Below are 16,064 nucleotides of genomic sequence, written 5' to 3'. Positions count from 1 at the left end.
TGTATGCAAATTATCGGTTTTTTTGCCATGTTGATGTTTACTTTAATATTAATTTTCTTGTTCATAAGCTTTGTCTACTTTTACCTCTATATCGCCAAAAAAGAGAACTTGCTTAAGGCGCAAGGTTATCGAAAAGGGAAAAAGAAGAAGTCATCGCTGAGAAATCGGATTGTAAATCCATTGGTAAGTTGGGGGACAAAAGCAGGTCCGGTCGGTATGAAGTATCCGCTCTTCCTGGACATGCCGAAGCATGAGAGATGGCTGAAAGAAGCGGGAAGACCATTGGGAATGACATTGGAGTCCTTTTTCGGTTTCCGGTTCGTGCTAATTCTGATCGGTTTGGGTTTTGGAAGCCTCTATACATTCCTTGGCATGCCTTTCGCCCTTCCGATCCTTCTTCTTTCCATACTGTCAGGGGTAATGGGGCCGTCCTTATGGCTTTATTTATCGGCGAAACGACGGCAAGAGGCAATTAGCATGATGATGCCGGATTTCCTTGATACTGTCAGCGTCACGCTGCAGGCGGGTGTAAGCCTTGACAGTGCACTCAGCCATGTCACGAATCAATTCGATGGACCGCTCAGCGAAGAAATCGATCGGTTCAATAAGGAAATCGAATTGGGTGTACAAAGGAAAACGGCTTATTTGAACTTGATCGATCGCAATTCTTCGAAAGAATTACAGACGTTAGTGAATGCCCTCATCCAAGGTTCTTCTCTTGGAGTCGCAGTGGCGAGGACATTCAAGCTTCAGGCTGAAGATTTGCGTTTGACACGCGGCTTCAAAGCGAAAGAAAAAGCGGCCAAAGCGAACCCTCAAGTGACACTTGTCACAACGTTTTTTATCGCACCAGCTGTCTTCGGCTTCATTATGGGATTGATTGTGTTGAATATCATTTATAACCCGGAAGCTTTCGGTTTAGATACGTTTTTTAAATAACATATAAAATTTATGGAGGTAAGGAAAATGATGAAGAAAATCTGGTGGAATTTGAATGAGAAGTATTTGACGTACGTAAAAAATGAGAGAGGGGCTCAAGCGTTGGAGTGGGTTGCGCTCGGCCTCGTCGTTATCGCGATTATGTCTGCAATCGCAATGGGAGTCGGGAAATCTGACATCGGAGGGACAATCGTTACGAAATTGGAAGAGATGATTAAAGGAATCGGTGCCGGTTCCTGATAAGTGAACATGGGGTGATGAAAGTGCGAACTCGATGGTTTTCCTATGTTAACAATGAAAGGGGAACGCAGGCCTTGCAGTTTTTAGGGCTTTTCCCCTTGATTTTACTCTCCATGCTGATCATTTGGCAGGTCGGTTTGATTTCCTATTCGGTCGTTGTGGCAGAAGCGGCGGCACGTGACGGTGCAAGGGCCGCTTCCGCACATGATGACAACTGGAAGGAAATTGCAAAGAACTCAGCTTACGGTCTCGAAGTGGAAGTGAGTGGCGGACCGGGAGAAGATGTCGCCACCGTAAAAGTGAAAGCGAAAGCTCCCATCATCAGCTTGCCTTGGATCGAAAACATGAAATTTGAATTTACAGCAGACGCCGTCATGCCAATGGAGAAAAAGAGGGAATGACGATGAAAGTAATGAAGCGATATTTGAACAATGAACGTGGAGATGGACTCATGCTCGTCATTATCGGCATGCTTTTTGTTTCCATCTTCATTTGTTTTCTCTTCTTCGACTTCTCAAATGTATTCATCAGTAAACGGGTGAGTCAAACAGGCGCTGACGCTGCCGCACTCGCTGGAGCGAGAAGCTCATCCGATCATATGAGCGAAGTGCTGAAGGAGAAAGTGGAAGATGAGCTCGACAGTTTAGCGGCCGCGTGGGAAGCCATTAAGGAAGCGTTTGAGCATGCTAGTGGAGATGACGAAGGCGAAACACGGTCTATCGGGGAAATTTTTGACGATTTCATCAGTGCGATTGAAAGCAGCAAAGGGAAATCGATGCCAGGTGATATAAGAAGCTATATTTGGAACGGATCTGGTGAAGTGGAGGGGACACCTGCACTCCTCTTTTTATTCAAAGATCCCCAAATAAGTGAAATGGCCTGCAAAGCGGTCCGTGATCATCTACATACATCACGCCAAGAGGCGGTTTCCTTCGCAGAGAAGAACCAAAATGATCGTCTCGTGGACTATCAATTTTTAGAGGATGAATTCAAAATTTATGCGAAAACGGAACGGGATGGAAAGTATATTACCGTGCCTGATTCATCGCTCAGTGGAATTAGCGCGTCGGCCGCTGTGCAAATTGGTTCGCCAAAAGGTGTAAAGATCAGTTGCTCGTAAGGTAAAGCTATATACTTTAAAAGTTTGTAGGTGAGGAATGAGTGAAGTATTCAACCGCAAGAAGGTTGACGATCATGTTTGCTTCAATTGCTGCTATTTTTATTACATCATATTTTTATTTGGATGCAAAGGATAGGATGATTCCGATTTTGCCTGTTATCATCAAACCGGTTGCAGTGGGAACACTGTTAGCTGCTTGCTTTATACTTATGGCAAACATAATGGCAACAAGAAAAAATGAAGATCGGATAACGAATCAGAACTTTCGGGGTGCGTTTATCGTTCTCATTTGTTTAATTGCCTTCCGGGTAATTACTCATTTTGTTTGAAGAAAATAGGAATCCGAATCAGGGGAGTATCGAAAGGGGTGAAGTTTTGAGGAGCAAGCTGAAAATAGGAGTCATCTTTACAGTCTTTTTGACTTTTTTTCTATTTGACTATTCAAAGCTAGCCATTGCCAATGTCTCTGAAATTGAATATGAATCTCCGTCGTTTGTAGATACGGAATATGACGGTGAGGGGAACAATGACTCTGAAGATACAGGGGACTCGCGTAGTTGGTTTGAAAAACTGTTGGATGATGTAAGGGGATGGGGCGGTGACGCCAGAGATTATGTCCTCGATCAATGGGGGGAATTCCAGGATTGGTCTTCTGACAGATGGGGTGAATTTACTGACTGGGCCGGGAATGCATGGGATACTTCGACCGAGTGGCTTGGGGATCGCCTGACGGATATAGGAGACTTCTTCGTATGGGTTTGGGAACATGAATGGGTGCAAGTTGTTGTCGGGGCAGTCATTTCAACTGGTGTCATACTCGGTGGGCTCTTTCTATTCGGCACACCGATTGGTTGGGGAATCGTTGCTGTTGTTGCGGCAGGCTCTCTCATAGGCGGCGGCATTTATTGGTTAATGTCGGGGGATAACTTCAATTTTTGGGGTTCACTCGCTTCGTCCTTCGGGGGCGGCTTGCTTGGATTGGGAATTTACGGAGGAGTGGTTTCGGGTCTGTTTGCAACAGCATGGAGATTTGCTGGTGGTATTGTCTCCAAGGCGGTCGTAGCTTCGAGGGCATTTATTGCGGATGCAATTGTAAAAGCCAGATTATACGGCCCGATTATTGCGACAAAATTCAGAACCGTAGTTGCGTCTATAGGTAGTTCAATCAAAGCCGTAGTTGGGGCGATAGGACGTGGACTAAGTAGAGCAGGTACATTTATATCAACAAAGTTAGCCAGTGTCCCATGGAAGACCTTCCTTACGAAGGCGGCGTGGGGAGCTGGGGGAGGGGTTGTATTCAATACGTTCAACTACCTCGCTGGAACGCCAGTAGATGAAATAGTATGGAGAGAACTATTTATTGAAGTAACAGTCGGTGCAGTATCAGGAGCGATCTTAAGTCCATTTTTGGCAGTTCAAAATATCACGAAGTGGGGAGTTGGCTTCATTACGGCGTACGCTGGTTTTGAAAACTTTTGGATAGAAGGATGGAAAAACGGCGAGTGGAAATGGGAGAATATCTTGACAGGAGCTGCAGCAGCAGCTGTTCTTGGTTTTGCCACGAAGTATGTAGATATAGGTAAATATTATGGCCGATTGAAAGATGCCATAATAGGTCGAAATGCACCACTTGAACTTGTCGATGAAGTGATTATTGACAATATAACAAACCCTATAGAAGATAGAATTAAGAGTGAGCTTGATAAGCTTGTAGATATGGATAAAGAACCAAACCTATCAGACTCACAACCTGATCCGGAACCGGATCCGAAGCCAGAGCCACAGCCGGATCCGAAGCCAGATCCGAAGCCAGAGCCACAGCCGGATCCGAAGCCAGAGCCACAGCCGGATCCGAAGCCAGAGCCACAGCCGGATCCGAAGCCAGAGCCGAAGCCAGAGCCACAGCCGGATCCGAAGCCAGAGCCGAAGCCAGAGCCACAACCTGATCCGAAGCCGGAACCGAATCCTGGTTCAGATTCAAAAACAGGAAGTGAACCAATTCCTGACTCTTCAAATGGCAGCGATAGCGTTAATGATTCTGAGGTTCATGATAAAAAAAGTAAACATCAGCCAAGACAAAAAAGTGGCAGGATTATTCATAATGAACCAAATCCATCTTTTTTTGATATATGAGAATGAGAGGTATCTATAATGAACTATTCAACCGCAAAATGGCTGATAGCTATACTATCTGTGATCGCGTTCGGGACAATTGCAACTTTGTATTTGTTTGATCAAAATGGGAGCGCACCTCCCCTTTTTATCACTCTATTTAAACCGATTATCTTTATTACATTACTCCCAACGCTTCTGTTGATCATTGGTCTTTTGATCGCGCAGGGAAGGAAGGAAGAAAAAATCTCTTCCAAAAGTCTCCGTCGGTCTACTATTATAATTGCAGCCCTTTTCGCATATCGATGGATGACGGGATATTTCGATTAATGGAAATGGTAATGTAATGTATTGAAGCAGTGCACCGATTACTTGGCGCATTGCTTCTCTTTTTTGGAGTTAAAATGTATTCAACTGATGATAAAGATTCTCTTAAAATAAACCAAATCCATCCTTAGTAGCTATATGGGAATGAGAGGTAACGATAGTGAACTATTCAACCGCAAAATGGCTGATAGGCATACTGGCTTCAGTCGTAATAGCGACAACCGTATTAGTGTTTTACTCGGATCACATAGGGGTTACGTATCCCCTTTTGGAAGTTTTATATAAACCAATTATTTTAATTACTGGGGTACCGGCGTTATTGTTGGCCATTGGTCATGTAATTGCAAAGGTAAAAAAAGAGGACAAAATAACTTCTAAAAGTTTAGGTCGGTCCGCCATCATTATCGCTGCCCTTACCACATACCGGTGGATGACTGGGTACTTTGATTAACGAAAGCGGTAACGAAAAATTGTTGAAGCAATGCACCGATTACTGGGCGCATTGCTTTTCCTTTTTGAAGGTTACTTGTAGTCCAACGGTGATAAATTCATCCGAGTCGGTGGTAACGTGTTGAAAGTCGGTGATAAACTTTGCCGTGCGTGACTTATAGTGACAAATAATGGTCAAACGGTGATAAAGTCCTTCTGAGCGGTGATAAACATGCTATGAACGGTGATAAATCCGGAATAAGCGGTGATAACCTCGCCCGAGTAGGTGATAATCCTGAAAAAATACCTCTTCACTCACTCCTCACTAGCAAGGCAATATGAAATAGGACCGCGTCGCGGAATCGGGTGGGGTTTAATGACGTCAACTCTTTCACTTTCTTCAATCGATAGGTCAGTGTATGGCGGTGGATCGCGAGAGCAGCTGCCGTTTCGCCGATCACTTGGTCGTTTTCGAAGAATGCTTCCAACGTTTCAATGAGCTGCTCGTTCAATCCGGCGAGGATCCGCCTGGCAAAGCGTTTCTTCAATTGGGATGGGCTGCTTTTCAAGAGGGCGATCAGTTCAATGTCATCATAGTAGTAATGGATTAGCTCATTCGAATGTCCGTATTCGATTGCGTATTTTGCGGTTTCATACGAATGGGAGATGCCTTCCAAGTTTTTGACAGGCAACCCGACGCCGATCTCGACGGAGGAATCCTTTTGGAATAAAGAAAGGATTTTCTGCAGCTTCAACTCAAGCACGGACATTTTCACGTCGGACAGAACGATGAACAACTCATTCAACTGTGAGTGTCCGATTAGAGCTGTGTTTCTCTCGAACTGCTCTTCCATCGTTTCAATTAATCGCTGAGGAGATTCAGGCAAATTATTTGTTTGCACTAATAGCGTCACATAAGGCCCGGTCATCTTGAATTCCAGTAAGGCAAGCCGGTCGATGACGATCGGTGTAAGCGGGCCGCTATCAATCAGCTCTTCAAAAACGAGCTCCTTGATCTTCCGTTTCCATTCAGCCTCCGATGTAATGAGTGCCTGATGGACCATCATCTCGGTCGTCAATTGTACGAGCGTTGCAATATCTTTCAATTCTTCAGGATTGCCGGTAATGCCGATGACGCCGATCAATCGGTCCTTATAATAGATGGGCATGTTCACGCCAGGCTTTGCTCCTTGCCAATCCGATGTATTCCCATCATCTATCCAAAGCGGTCGTCTCGTTTTAGCGACATGCGCGGCCCCTTCATGGATGCGGTCAATGCGTACTTTTTCCCCGGAAGCCAAAATCATTCCATTCGTATCCATCACATTCAAATTCCTGTCCAACCTGAACATCGTCTGTTCCACGATTTCCTCTGCCAGCTTCTTCGTAATCAAAAATTCACCCCCGTGTATAAAAAAAAACTTCGTTTTCACGTGAAACTTATACATCAAGTATAATATATTTTTGTTTTCAAAACATATAATTAAATGAAAGCGTTTTATTAACTACTTTGGAGGTGCTTCCCATGAAGGTGATTGTGGCACCTGATTCGTTTAAAGGAAGTTTGACAGCTATCGAAGAAGCAACCCGAACATCGTCTTTTCCACGATTTCCTCTGCCAGCTTCCTCGTAATTAAGAAACCACCTCCATGTATAAAAAACACCTTCATTTTCACGCGAAACTTATACATCAAGTATAATATATTTTTGTTTTCAAAACATATAATAAAATGAAAGCGTTTTAACTTAATCAATCAATTTCGAAGTGCTTCCCATAGTGGTGATTTTGGCACCTGATTCGTTTAAAGGAAGTTTGACAGCTATCGAAGAAGCAACCTGAACATCGTCTGTTCCACGATTTCCTCTGCCAGCTTCTTCGTAATCAAAAAACCACCCCAATGTATAAAAAACACTTTCGTTTTCACGTGAAACTTATACATCAAGTATAATGTATTTTTGTTTTCAAAACATATAATAAAATGAAAGCGTTTTATTAGTCTAGGAGGTGCTTTGATGAAGGTGATTGTAGCACCTGATTCGTTTAAAGGAAGTTTGACAGCAATCGAAGCCGCCGAGGCGATGGCTGCAGGTATACGTGATGTCGATCCGGATATCCAGACTGTGCTGCTGCCGGCAGCAGACGGCGGGGAAGGAACAATGAGAAGCTTGGTCGATGCGACAAAAGGGACATATGTGTCGGTAAGTGTGGAAGACCCGCTTGGCAGGCCGATTAGCGCAACATACGGCATTCTTGGAGACGGCGAGACGTGTGCAATCGAAATTGCTGAAGCATCAGGACTAATGAGGCTACAGGAAAATGAAAAGAATCCTCTTGCCGCCTCTTCCTACGGCACCGGTGAATTAATCAAACACGCATTGGACAATGGTTATCGAAAATTCATCATTGGCCTCGGAGGAAGCGCAACGAATGACGGAGGAGCGGGAATCCTCCAAGCGCTCGGCATGCGTCTGTTAAATAAAGAAGGGATTGAACTGCCGAAAGGGGGAGGCGGACTCGAGCATATTCATTCCATTGATCGTGAAAATTGGGATACTCGCATTGCGGAAAGTGAGTTTCTAATAGCGAGTGATGTGAAAAATCCGTTTGTCGGCGGCGACGGTGCATCGGCTGTTTTTGGACCTCAAAAGGGGGCGTCTCCAGCTGACGTGGACAGTCTTGACCGGAATTTGCGGAAATTCGCCGACGCGATTGAAAAGGAAACGGGCATTGCCCTTCATTCGAAAGAGGGTGCAGGTGCCGCCGGAGGAGCGGGAGGTGCGTTCCAAGCGTTCTTCAATTGTGAAATGCGGCAAGGGATCGATGTCGTGCTTGAAGCGATTGATTTTGAGAAGCATGTGAAAGATGCGGATCTGATCATCACGGGCGAAGGGAAGACGGATATGCAGACGTTTTCCGGAAAAACGCCATTCGGCATTGCGAAGGTTGCGCATCGGGAAGGGAAGCCGGTCATTCTAATTTCGGGAGCCGTGGATGAAGAAAGCCGTGATGCATTGACGCCGCTCTTTACGGAAGTCCACGCAATCATGGATGAACATGTGTCCGTGGAAGAAGCGATTGCAGATGCTTTCAATCTTTTGCGCAAGAAGACAAAAAAGGTGATGGAGTTCATTACAGAAAAAGGGGTGTAGGGAATGTTGTTTGCAATGATTGCGTTGAGTGTTGTCCTCATCGTAGTACTGACAGCTGTGTTCAAGGTCCATCCGTTTTTATCATTGTTAGCGGGAGCGTTTTTCGTCGGCATCACGTCCGGCATGCCGCTGTTGACCGTCGTAGATAATGTGAACGAAGGTTTCGGAGGATTGATGAAGGGAATCGGGCTCGTTATCGTGGCGGGTACGATTATCGGTGTCATTTTGGAGAAATCGGGAGCTGCGTTTCGGATGGCGGAAGTTGTGCTACGCCTGATTGGGGAGAAGCGTCCTCAATTGGCGATGTCCATTATCGGATATATCGTATCGATTCCAGTTTTCTGCGATTCGGGATTCATTATTTTATCCAGCTTGAAGAAAGCTTTGGCGAAGCGGGCGAAAGTTGCAATTGCGTCGATGGCTGTTGCGCTTGCAACAGGGCTTTATGCAACGCATACGTTAGTGCCGCCGACGCCGGGTCCGATTGCCGCGGCTGGTAATATTAATGCGGCAGATTATTTGGGTACGATTATTCTGATCGGCCTTATCGTCGCCATTCCTGCTGTCATTGTCGGTTATTTATGGGCAGTAAGGGTCGGAACGAAAATTTCCGTTCCGGAAGACGTTGAGGATAACGGTCTTGATTATGATGAAATCGTTAAGTCGTTCGGCGAAATGCCATCGACGTTCAAAGCGTTTCTGCCAATCGTTTTGCCAATCGTCCTGATCGGTGTTGGATCCGTTGCGAAGTTGACAATGGCGGATGGCGGGTTCAACAACTTCCTTCAATTTTTAGGGGCGCCTTCAGTGGCCTTATTATTAGGTGTTCTTGCAGCGTTCATGTTGTTGCCGAAATGGAATGAAGAGACGTTGACGAAGTGGATCGGGGAAGGGCTGAAAGAAGCGGCGCCGATATTGCTCATCACTGGTGCGGGCGGTGCGTTCGGAAGAGTCATTTCGAATTCTGGCGTCGCCGATTTAATCGGTGAAATGAATTTCGATGCATTGGCTGGCGGCGCACTCTTCCTTCTCGTTCCGTTCATCATTGCGGCTGCTTTGAAAACGGCGCAAGGTTCGTCAACTGCGGCTTTGGTCATCACGTCGACGTTGGTTGCTCCGTTGTTGCCGGCGATGGGAATCGAGGGAGCAATCCCACTTGCCCTCATCGTCATGGCGGTCGGTGCGGGTGCAATGACGGTGAGCCACGTGAACGATAGCTTCTTCTGGGTCGTCACGGAGTTCAGCGGTATGAAAGTGACGGATGCGTATAAGGCGCAGACGATGGCGACATTGCTGCAAGGCGTGACGACGATTGTCGTTACGATGGTTCTTTGGATGATATTAGTTTGATGGAAAGCGCTGATTCCTTTAGGGGAATCGGCGCTTTTGCATGGGCATGGTCGAATCGGTGGTGAAAGTTGCTTGAGTGGTGATAAACATCGCCTGAGTGGTGATAAAGGTCATCTAAGTGGTGATAACCTCTCCGTGAGCGGTGATAATGTTGCGAGTTGGTGATAACCCCCATCAGCATATGCCGGCCAATTGCATGCATATAGTAAATGCAAGAGTTGTCCATTTGAGCAATTTCAGCATACAACATTTACTGGAAAGGGGATGAACGGATGGGTGAATCGACGATGGATATACGGGAGCTGCGGAATTGCTTCGGGCGGTTTGCGACGGGGGTGACGGTCGTGACATGCAAGCATGCTCAAGGGAAGCATGGGATGACGGCCAATTCATTCACTTCGGTTTCGCTTGATCCGCCGCTTGTGCTCGTGTCGGTGGATCGGAGGACGAAAGCGTTGCCATATTTGAAGAATAATCATTTCACGGTCAATATTTTACGGGAGAGCCAGCAGGGCACGGCGATGCATTTTGCAGGCAGAGCTCAAGATCCCGCACCGTTTGAATGGGATGGCATTCGGATTAAAGGGTCGCTCGCCTATATCGAATGTGAACCTTGGGCGGAGTATGATGGCGGTGACCATGTGCTAGTTGTCGGCAAAGTAATTCGGTTTGAATATGAAGATGGGAATCCGCTTGCCTTTTATGGCGGAAAGTTCATGAAAGTGGCACCACAATAATGTTAATGGCTGGTTTTCGGTAGATAGTTCTATCGGAGAGCCAGCCATTTTTAATTCCAATCGGCATTTTTCCTATGAGACAGGCATACGTATAGGTGTAATGGGACAAGGAGGAGTGAATTCATGCCAGTTGAACAGGAAAAGAAGACGGTATTGCCTTTAACAGGCAAGGAGTATTTGGAAAGCTTGAAGGACGGACGTGAAATTTGGCTGCATGGCGAGAAGGTGAAGGATGTGACGACGCATCCTGCTTTCCGGAATGCTGCGCGGTCGATCGCACGGCTGTATGATGCGCTGCATGACGAGAAGACGAAGGACGTTTTGACGGTCGAGACGGATACGGGGAATGGCGGTTTCACGCAGAAGTATTTCCGTGTGGACAAGAGTGCGCAGGACTTATTGGAGTCCCGTGACGCAATTGCGCAATGGGCGCGCCTGACGTATGGGCAGATGGGAAGATCGCCGGATTATAAGGCGGCATTCCTCGCAACGCTCGGCGCGGACCCGGATTACTATGGGAAATACGCGGACAATGCGCGGCGATGGTACAAAGAAGCGCAGGAGCGGAATTGGTTCTTCAACCATGCGATCATCAATCCGCCAGTGGACAGGCATAAGCCGCTCGATGCTGTGGCTGACATTTTCGTCAGGGCAGTCGGGGAGACGGAGCAGGGGGTCATCGTCAGCGGGGCGAAGATGGTCGCGACGGGGTCTGCATTGACAAATTATAACTTTGTCGCCCATTACGGCGCTGCGCCGATCACGAAGGAGGAGTTCGCACTTGTTTTCGTGGCGGCGATGGATACACCGGGCGTGAAGCTTGTCAGCCGTGCGTCGTATGAAATGAACGCCGCCGTCATGGGAAGCCCGTTCGACTATCCATTGAGCAGCCGCTTCGATGAAAACGACTCGGTCCTCATTTTCGATAACGCGCTTATTCCATGGGAGAACATCATCATTTACAAAGACGTAGAGAAAGCGAACAGCTTTTTCGCGGACAGCGGTTTCCTCCATAGATTCACGTTCCACGGCGTGACGAGACTCGCGGTTAAGCTAGACTTCGTTTCCGGTTTATTGCTAAAAGCCGTCAAAATGAACGGTTCCGACCAATTCCGCGGCGTCCAAGTGAATGTCGGCGAGGTGCTTGCCTGGAAGAACATGTTCTGGGCGCTGAGCGACGCAATGGCGTTGAATCCGGATGAAGGACGGAACGGGACGAAGCTGCCGAATTTGAATTACGGGCTTGCGTACCGGATGTTCATGTCCGAAGGGTGGCCGCGAGTGAAGGAGATCATCGAGAACGTCGTCGCTGGTAGCCTTATTGCACAACCGTCCAGCTCAAGAGACTTCCAAAATCCGGAGCTACGCCCGCTGTTGGATAAACTCTATCGAGGTTCATACGGTATCGGAGCAGAAGAAAAGATCAAGCTCATCAAATTACTGTGGGATGCCCTCGGGACGGAATATGGCGGCAGGCACGAATTGTATGAGCGCAACTACTCCGGCAACCACGAAAACATCCGGCTCGAAAACTTGGTCGTCGCCAATATGAGCGGGCAAGCCGACCAGTTCGAGAAGTTCGCCGAGGAGTGCTTGAATGACTACGATCTGAACGGCTGGACGAACGATACGTGGATCAATCCGGACGATGTGAGCTATTTTAAAGAATGACAAAACGACAATACAAAGTGGAACTGGAAGGGCGTTATTTGCAAATCGTCGATTACCCGGGCGAAAAGGGGACGATCATCGCGCTTCATGGTCTTACCGGCACACATAAGAACATGCTTCATTATGCGCAAAGCTTGCAGGGCGATTATCGAGTCATCGCCTGCGATCTGCGGGGAAGGGGCGACAGTTCGGGGATGGATGTCGCCTCCATCTTTTCTCATGCCGAGGACATAAAGGAACTGATTGCCATTATGGGAATAAAAGACCCGATTTTGCTCGGCCATTCAATGGGCGCTTTCATTTCCGCACTAGTGGCTAGCGAAATGCCATCGGTGAAAGGGCTTGTCTTGCTGGACGGCGCCGCACGGATGTCGGGACGCCAGCACGATATTGTCAGGCCGTCGCTCGGGAGGCTTCGGAAGACGTATGAATCCAAACGGGCGTATGTCGAGGAGCTACGGCAACTTTACAAACGGCTCGGCATCAAATGGACCGATGCCGTACAAGAAATTGTGGAGTATGAAATCCACGGAACGGGCAACGGGTGGATGCATAAATCGGCGTATGAAAATATCGAAGACGACTTTGCGAGCTTTGATTTTTTCAACCCGATCGAAGTGATGGGAAAAATCGCTTGCGAAACGTTGCTTATCCAGGCGGACGGGGGAATTGGATCGTTCCCTCCGTTCTTCACGGATGCCGATTACGAAGAGACGAAAACACACACATCGAAACTGATAACGTTCAATTCGGATAGCAATCATTACACGATGGTCTTTGAAAAACAGGATGACATTTTGGCGGCAATCCGCGATTTCTTGGATGGGGTGATCTTGGATGAGTGAAGGATTGGCTTACTTCAAGGAAGTATATGGCGCAGTTCCTGGGTGGGTCGGAAAAATGCATGCCTACCGACCGGATGCGCTTGATCATTACACGGGCTTGCGCAGCGCCATCATGGGGGACGGGCTTTTATCCGGCAAGGAAAAAGACCTCCTTCTCATTGGAATCAATGCAGCAAGATGCTACGAGCGGAGCATGCTCTATCATACCAAAGGTGCCATCGAGGGCGGGGCTACGATTCCAGAGCTGATCGAGTATTTGCTCGTCGCGTACCGGTATGGTGGGCTCAATTCGATGCAAACCGGCATCCAATCCGTGAAGTATGCACTTTCATTGAAAGGATTGCCGGAAGGACAGCTGCCTTATGGGGTTTGTAACGAGCATATGTTAAGTTATTTTATCTCCATCTTAGATGAAGAGGATGCATGGTTTGTATCGAATATATTGAAGGCGCCGGAGGAACTGTGTAACGATTTACTGTTAGTAAATGGAAACGTCAGTGCGAAGATGAAATCTCTGCTGATGGTCGGCATCCATAGTACTTGCCTGCAAGGAACGGAAGCTGGGAAATGGATGGAGAAGGCGCGGGCGAATGGGGCGACTGAAGGAGAGTTGGCGGAAGTTGGACTTATCTGCCTGTTGACCGCGGGTATCCCGGCTTGGTTCGAGGCGAGCGATTCCTTGCGTGAAGGGGGCGGCTAATATGGCCATCGTCTATGAACGGGTTGAAAATGCTCTTTCGGCAATCAAAAGCGGGATGACAATCATGGTAGGGGGCTTCGGGCTCGTCGGCGCGCCGCTCACATTGATTGAAGGTCTGACGGGGAAAGACGTCGATGGGCTGACAATCATAAGCAATAATCTCGGCGAAGCGGGCGAGGGGCTCGGTGTACTGCTTCGTCAAAGGAAAATAAAAAAAGCGATCGGCTCCTATTTTACGAGCAACCGGGAAGTCGGCGAAGCGTTTCAGCGTGGGGAAATCGACTTGCAGCTGTTGCCCCAAGGGACGCTTGCGGAAGCAATGCGTGCGGGTGGTGCCGGAATCGGGGGCTTTTATACGAAGACCGGCGTCGGAACGGAGCTCGCGCGAGGGAAAGAGGTTCGGGAAATCAATGGGGAACCGTATGTTTTCGAACAGGCATTGAAAGCGGATGTGGCGCTGATCCGCGCACATAAGGCGGACACGCTCGGCAATCTCCTCTATTACAAGACCGCCCGGAATTTCAACCCGGTCATGGCGACCGCCGCAGATCTCGTCATTGCGGAAGTAGATGAAATTGTTGCAGCCGGAGCGCTGTCTGCGGAAGAAATCGTCACGCCGCATCTATTCGTCGACAGGCTGATCGTTGCGAAGAAAATCCTGACGAAGGAAGGTGTCGTCCATCGAAAACAATGTGCAAGAGCTGATTGCGAGGCGTGCTGCCAATGAACTGAAAGGCCCTTCTGTCGTGAACTTGGGCATCGGCATCCCGACAATCGTCGCGAAGTACGTTGAAGACGATCTCATCCACTTTCATACGGAAAACGGTTTGTTAGGCGTAACGGATGCGGCGGAAGAGGATCCGAACTTAGTGAACGCAGGAAAATTGCCGGTCGGCGAACGGGTCGGTGCTTCGTTTTTCAGCAGTGCAGAATCGTTCGGGATGATCCGCGGCGGACATGTCGATGTTGCGATCCTCGGCGCCCTGCAAGTCGATGAAACCGGACGCATTGCCAACTGGGCCATTCCCGGAAAAAGCATTATCGGAGTCGGCGGCGCGATGGATCTGCTCGTAGGTGCCAAGAAAGTGATCGTGACAACTTCCCATTTGACGAAAGACGGCAAAAGCAAGCTGATGAAAGCATGCACATTCCCGCTCACGTCAACCCGCAGCGTCGATATGATCATTACGGAGTTGGCCATTTTCACTGTCGTGAATGAACAGCTAGTGCTCACGGAACTCATGCCAGGCGTAACGATCGATCAAGTGCGGGAAAGTACGGAAGCCCGTTTCGTCGAGGGAGGTTTGAGCTATGAACATTCAAACGCTTGATGTCCTCATTGTCGACCTTCCGACAATCCGGCCCCATCAGCTTGCGATGCATACAATTGTCATGCAGACGATCATCCTCGTCCGGGTGACCGGGGATGGCGGGCTGGAAGGCTGGGGGGAAGTTGCGACGATCGGCGGTGCTTCGTATTGTGCGGAAACGCCGGAAGCGATCAAGATGAATATCGAAAAGTATATAAAGCCTCTCGTCATCGGACGCAATGCAGCCCATTTCGATGCGATTTCGCATACCGTTAACAAGCATGTCGTCGGCAACACGTTTGCGAAGGCGGCGGTGGAAGCGGCTGTAGTCGAGCTTGCGGCGAAGGCAAAGGGTATCCCTGTCCATGAATTGTTCGGCGGACAGATTCACGCGTCTTTGCCAGTCGCATGGACACTCGCGAGTGGGGAGACGTCAAGGGATATTGAAGAGGCGAAGGAAAGTTTGCATGCGAAACGACACAACATTTTCAAGTTGAAAATTGGCATGGGCGATCCGAAACGGAATGTCGCCCACGTGCTGAAGATCAAGGAAGCCGTCGGGGACGCGGCGAGTGTCCGGGTCGATGTCAATCAAGCATGGGACGAGACGACCGCGATGTATTGCATCGAAGCGCTGGAAGATGGCGGTATCGATTTGATTGAACAGCCATTGCCCGTTTGGAATAAAGAAGGGATGGCTCGTCTGACGACAAGGTTCAAAGTGCCGATCATGGCAGACGAGTCGCTTAGTTCGCTCGAGGAGGTTTATCAAGTGGCGAAGCACCGTGCGGGGAATGTGTTTTCCGTTAAGCCAGCGAACGTCGGAGGTTTGACCGCGACGAAAAAGGTGGCGGCAATCGCAGAAGCGGCAGGCATTTCGCTATACGGCGGAACGATGATCGAATCGTCGCTTGGGACAGCCATATCCGCGCATCTCTATTCGACAATCCCTGAAATGAAGTACGGCACGGAGCTGTTCGGCCCGCTTTTATTCACGGATACGGTGACAATAAATGCAATTGTCTATGAAGATTTTCAGTTGAAAGTCCCGAGCGGACCAGGCTATGGCATGGAGATGGATGTGGAGAAAATCTTCCATTACGCAAGAGATTACTAATAAAAACACATATTGAA

The 16,064-nt window shown here is 48.3% G+C and carries 17 protein-coding genes; 16 read left to right on the top strand and 1 reads right to left on the bottom strand.

Annotated features, from left to right (window positions below; genetic code table 11):
- The first annotated feature begins 3 nt into the window (after positions 1-3).
- The 7 genes from AB1K89_RS13280 to AB1K89_RS13250 are packed head-to-tail and all read left to right on the top strand — an operon-like array spanning position 4 to position 4,741.
- On the top strand, positions 4-939 hold the full coding sequence (locus tag AB1K89_RS13280; protein WP_413055197.1) for a type II secretion system F family protein: 936 nt from the start codon (positions 4-6) through the stop codon (positions 937-939).
- Positions 940-966: 27 nt separating this feature from the next.
- Positions 967-1,179, top strand: a complete 213-nt coding sequence (locus AB1K89_RS13275; RefSeq protein WP_413055196.1) for a hypothetical protein — start codon at positions 967-969, stop codon at positions 1,177-1,179.
- 23 nt (positions 1,180-1,202) lie between these two features.
- The gene (locus AB1K89_RS13270; protein WP_413055195.1) at positions 1,203-1,580 is read left to right on the top strand and encodes a TadE/TadG family type IV pilus assembly protein; all 378 of its coding nucleotides are present in this window, start codon (positions 1,203-1,205) and stop codon (positions 1,578-1,580) included.
- Positions 1,581-1,582: 2 nt separating this feature from the next.
- Positions 1,583-2,299, top strand: a complete 717-nt coding sequence (locus AB1K89_RS13265) for a pilus assembly protein TadG-related protein (RefSeq protein ID WP_413055194.1) — start codon at positions 1,583-1,585, stop codon at positions 2,297-2,299.
- 41 nt (positions 2,300-2,340) lie between these two features.
- Positions 2,341-2,628, top strand: a complete 288-nt coding sequence (locus AB1K89_RS13260) for a hypothetical protein (protein WP_413055193.1) — start codon at positions 2,341-2,343, stop codon at positions 2,626-2,628.
- Positions 2,629-2,674: 46 nt separating this feature from the next.
- Complete coding sequence (locus AB1K89_RS13255) at positions 2,675-4,432, top strand: hypothetical protein (RefSeq protein ID WP_413055192.1); 1,758 nt, start codon at positions 2,675-2,677, stop codon at positions 4,430-4,432.
- Between the two features lie 18 nt (positions 4,433-4,450).
- Positions 4,451-4,741: a hypothetical protein gene (locus AB1K89_RS13250; RefSeq protein WP_413055191.1), complete on the top strand. Its 291-nt coding sequence runs from the start codon at positions 4,451-4,453 to the stop codon at positions 4,739-4,741.
- 737 nt (positions 4,742-5,478) lie between these two features.
- On the opposite strand, the gene AB1K89_RS13245 is transcribed toward AB1K89_RS13250, so the two are convergent.
- Complete coding sequence (locus AB1K89_RS13245; protein WP_413055190.1) at positions 5,479-6,561, bottom strand: CdaR family transcriptional regulator; 1,083 nt, start codon at positions 6,559-6,561, stop codon at positions 5,479-5,481.
- A gap of 619 nt (positions 6,562-7,180) precedes the next feature.
- Here AB1K89_RS13245 and AB1K89_RS13240 point away from each other — a divergent pair.
- The 9 genes from AB1K89_RS13240 (at position 7,181) to AB1K89_RS13200 (ending at position 16,047) form a co-directional block, all read left to right on the top strand.
- Complete coding sequence (locus tag AB1K89_RS13240) at positions 7,181-8,317, top strand: glycerate kinase (protein ID WP_413055189.1); 1,137 nt, start codon at positions 7,181-7,183, stop codon at positions 8,315-8,317.
- Between the two features lie 3 nt (positions 8,318-8,320).
- Positions 8,321-9,667, top strand: coding sequence for a GntP family permease (locus AB1K89_RS13235; RefSeq protein ID WP_413055188.1), 1,347 nt, complete (start codon positions 8,321-8,323; stop codon positions 9,665-9,667).
- A 272-nt stretch (positions 9,668-9,939) separates the two neighbouring features.
- Positions 9,940-10,404: a flavin reductase family protein gene (locus tag AB1K89_RS13230; RefSeq protein ID WP_413055187.1), complete on the top strand. Its 465-nt coding sequence runs from the start codon at positions 9,940-9,942 to the stop codon at positions 10,402-10,404.
- Between the two features lie 123 nt (positions 10,405-10,527).
- Complete coding sequence (locus AB1K89_RS13225; RefSeq protein WP_413055186.1) at positions 10,528-12,075, top strand: 4-hydroxyphenylacetate 3-hydroxylase family protein; 1,548 nt, start codon at positions 10,528-10,530, stop codon at positions 12,073-12,075.
- A complete protein-coding gene (locus AB1K89_RS13220) occupies positions 12,072-12,920 on the top strand; it encodes an alpha/beta fold hydrolase (protein ID WP_413055185.1) in 849 nt (282 codons plus the stop codon). The genes AB1K89_RS13225 and AB1K89_RS13220 overlap by 4 nt, the downstream gene beginning before the upstream one ends.
- Positions 12,913-13,620, top strand: coding sequence for a carboxymuconolactone decarboxylase family protein (locus tag AB1K89_RS13215; protein ID WP_413055184.1), 708 nt, complete (start codon positions 12,913-12,915; stop codon positions 13,618-13,620). The genes AB1K89_RS13220 and AB1K89_RS13215 overlap by 8 nt, the downstream gene beginning before the upstream one ends.
- A 1-nt stretch (position 13,621) precedes the next feature.
- Positions 13,622-14,347: a CoA transferase subunit A gene (locus AB1K89_RS13210; protein ID WP_413055183.1), complete on the top strand. Its 726-nt coding sequence runs from the start codon at positions 13,622-13,624 to the stop codon at positions 14,345-14,347.
- Positions 14,301-14,951: a 3-oxoacid CoA-transferase subunit B gene (locus tag AB1K89_RS13205; protein ID WP_413055280.1), complete on the top strand. Its 651-nt coding sequence runs from the start codon at positions 14,301-14,303 to the stop codon at positions 14,949-14,951. Before AB1K89_RS13210 ends, AB1K89_RS13205 begins: the two co-directional genes overlap by 47 nt.
- Positions 14,932-16,047, top strand: coding sequence for a muconate cycloisomerase family protein (locus AB1K89_RS13200; RefSeq protein WP_413055182.1), 1,116 nt, complete (start codon positions 14,932-14,934; stop codon positions 16,045-16,047). Before AB1K89_RS13205 ends, AB1K89_RS13200 begins: the two co-directional genes overlap by 20 nt.
- Positions 16,048-16,064 lie beyond the last annotated feature (17 nt).

Source organism: Sporosarcina pasadenensis (genome assembly GCF_047228845.1).
Taxonomy (GTDB): Bacteria; Bacillota; Bacilli; order Bacillales_A; family Planococcaceae; genus Sporosarcina.
This window is presented reverse-complemented; position numbering and strand designations above follow the sequence as displayed.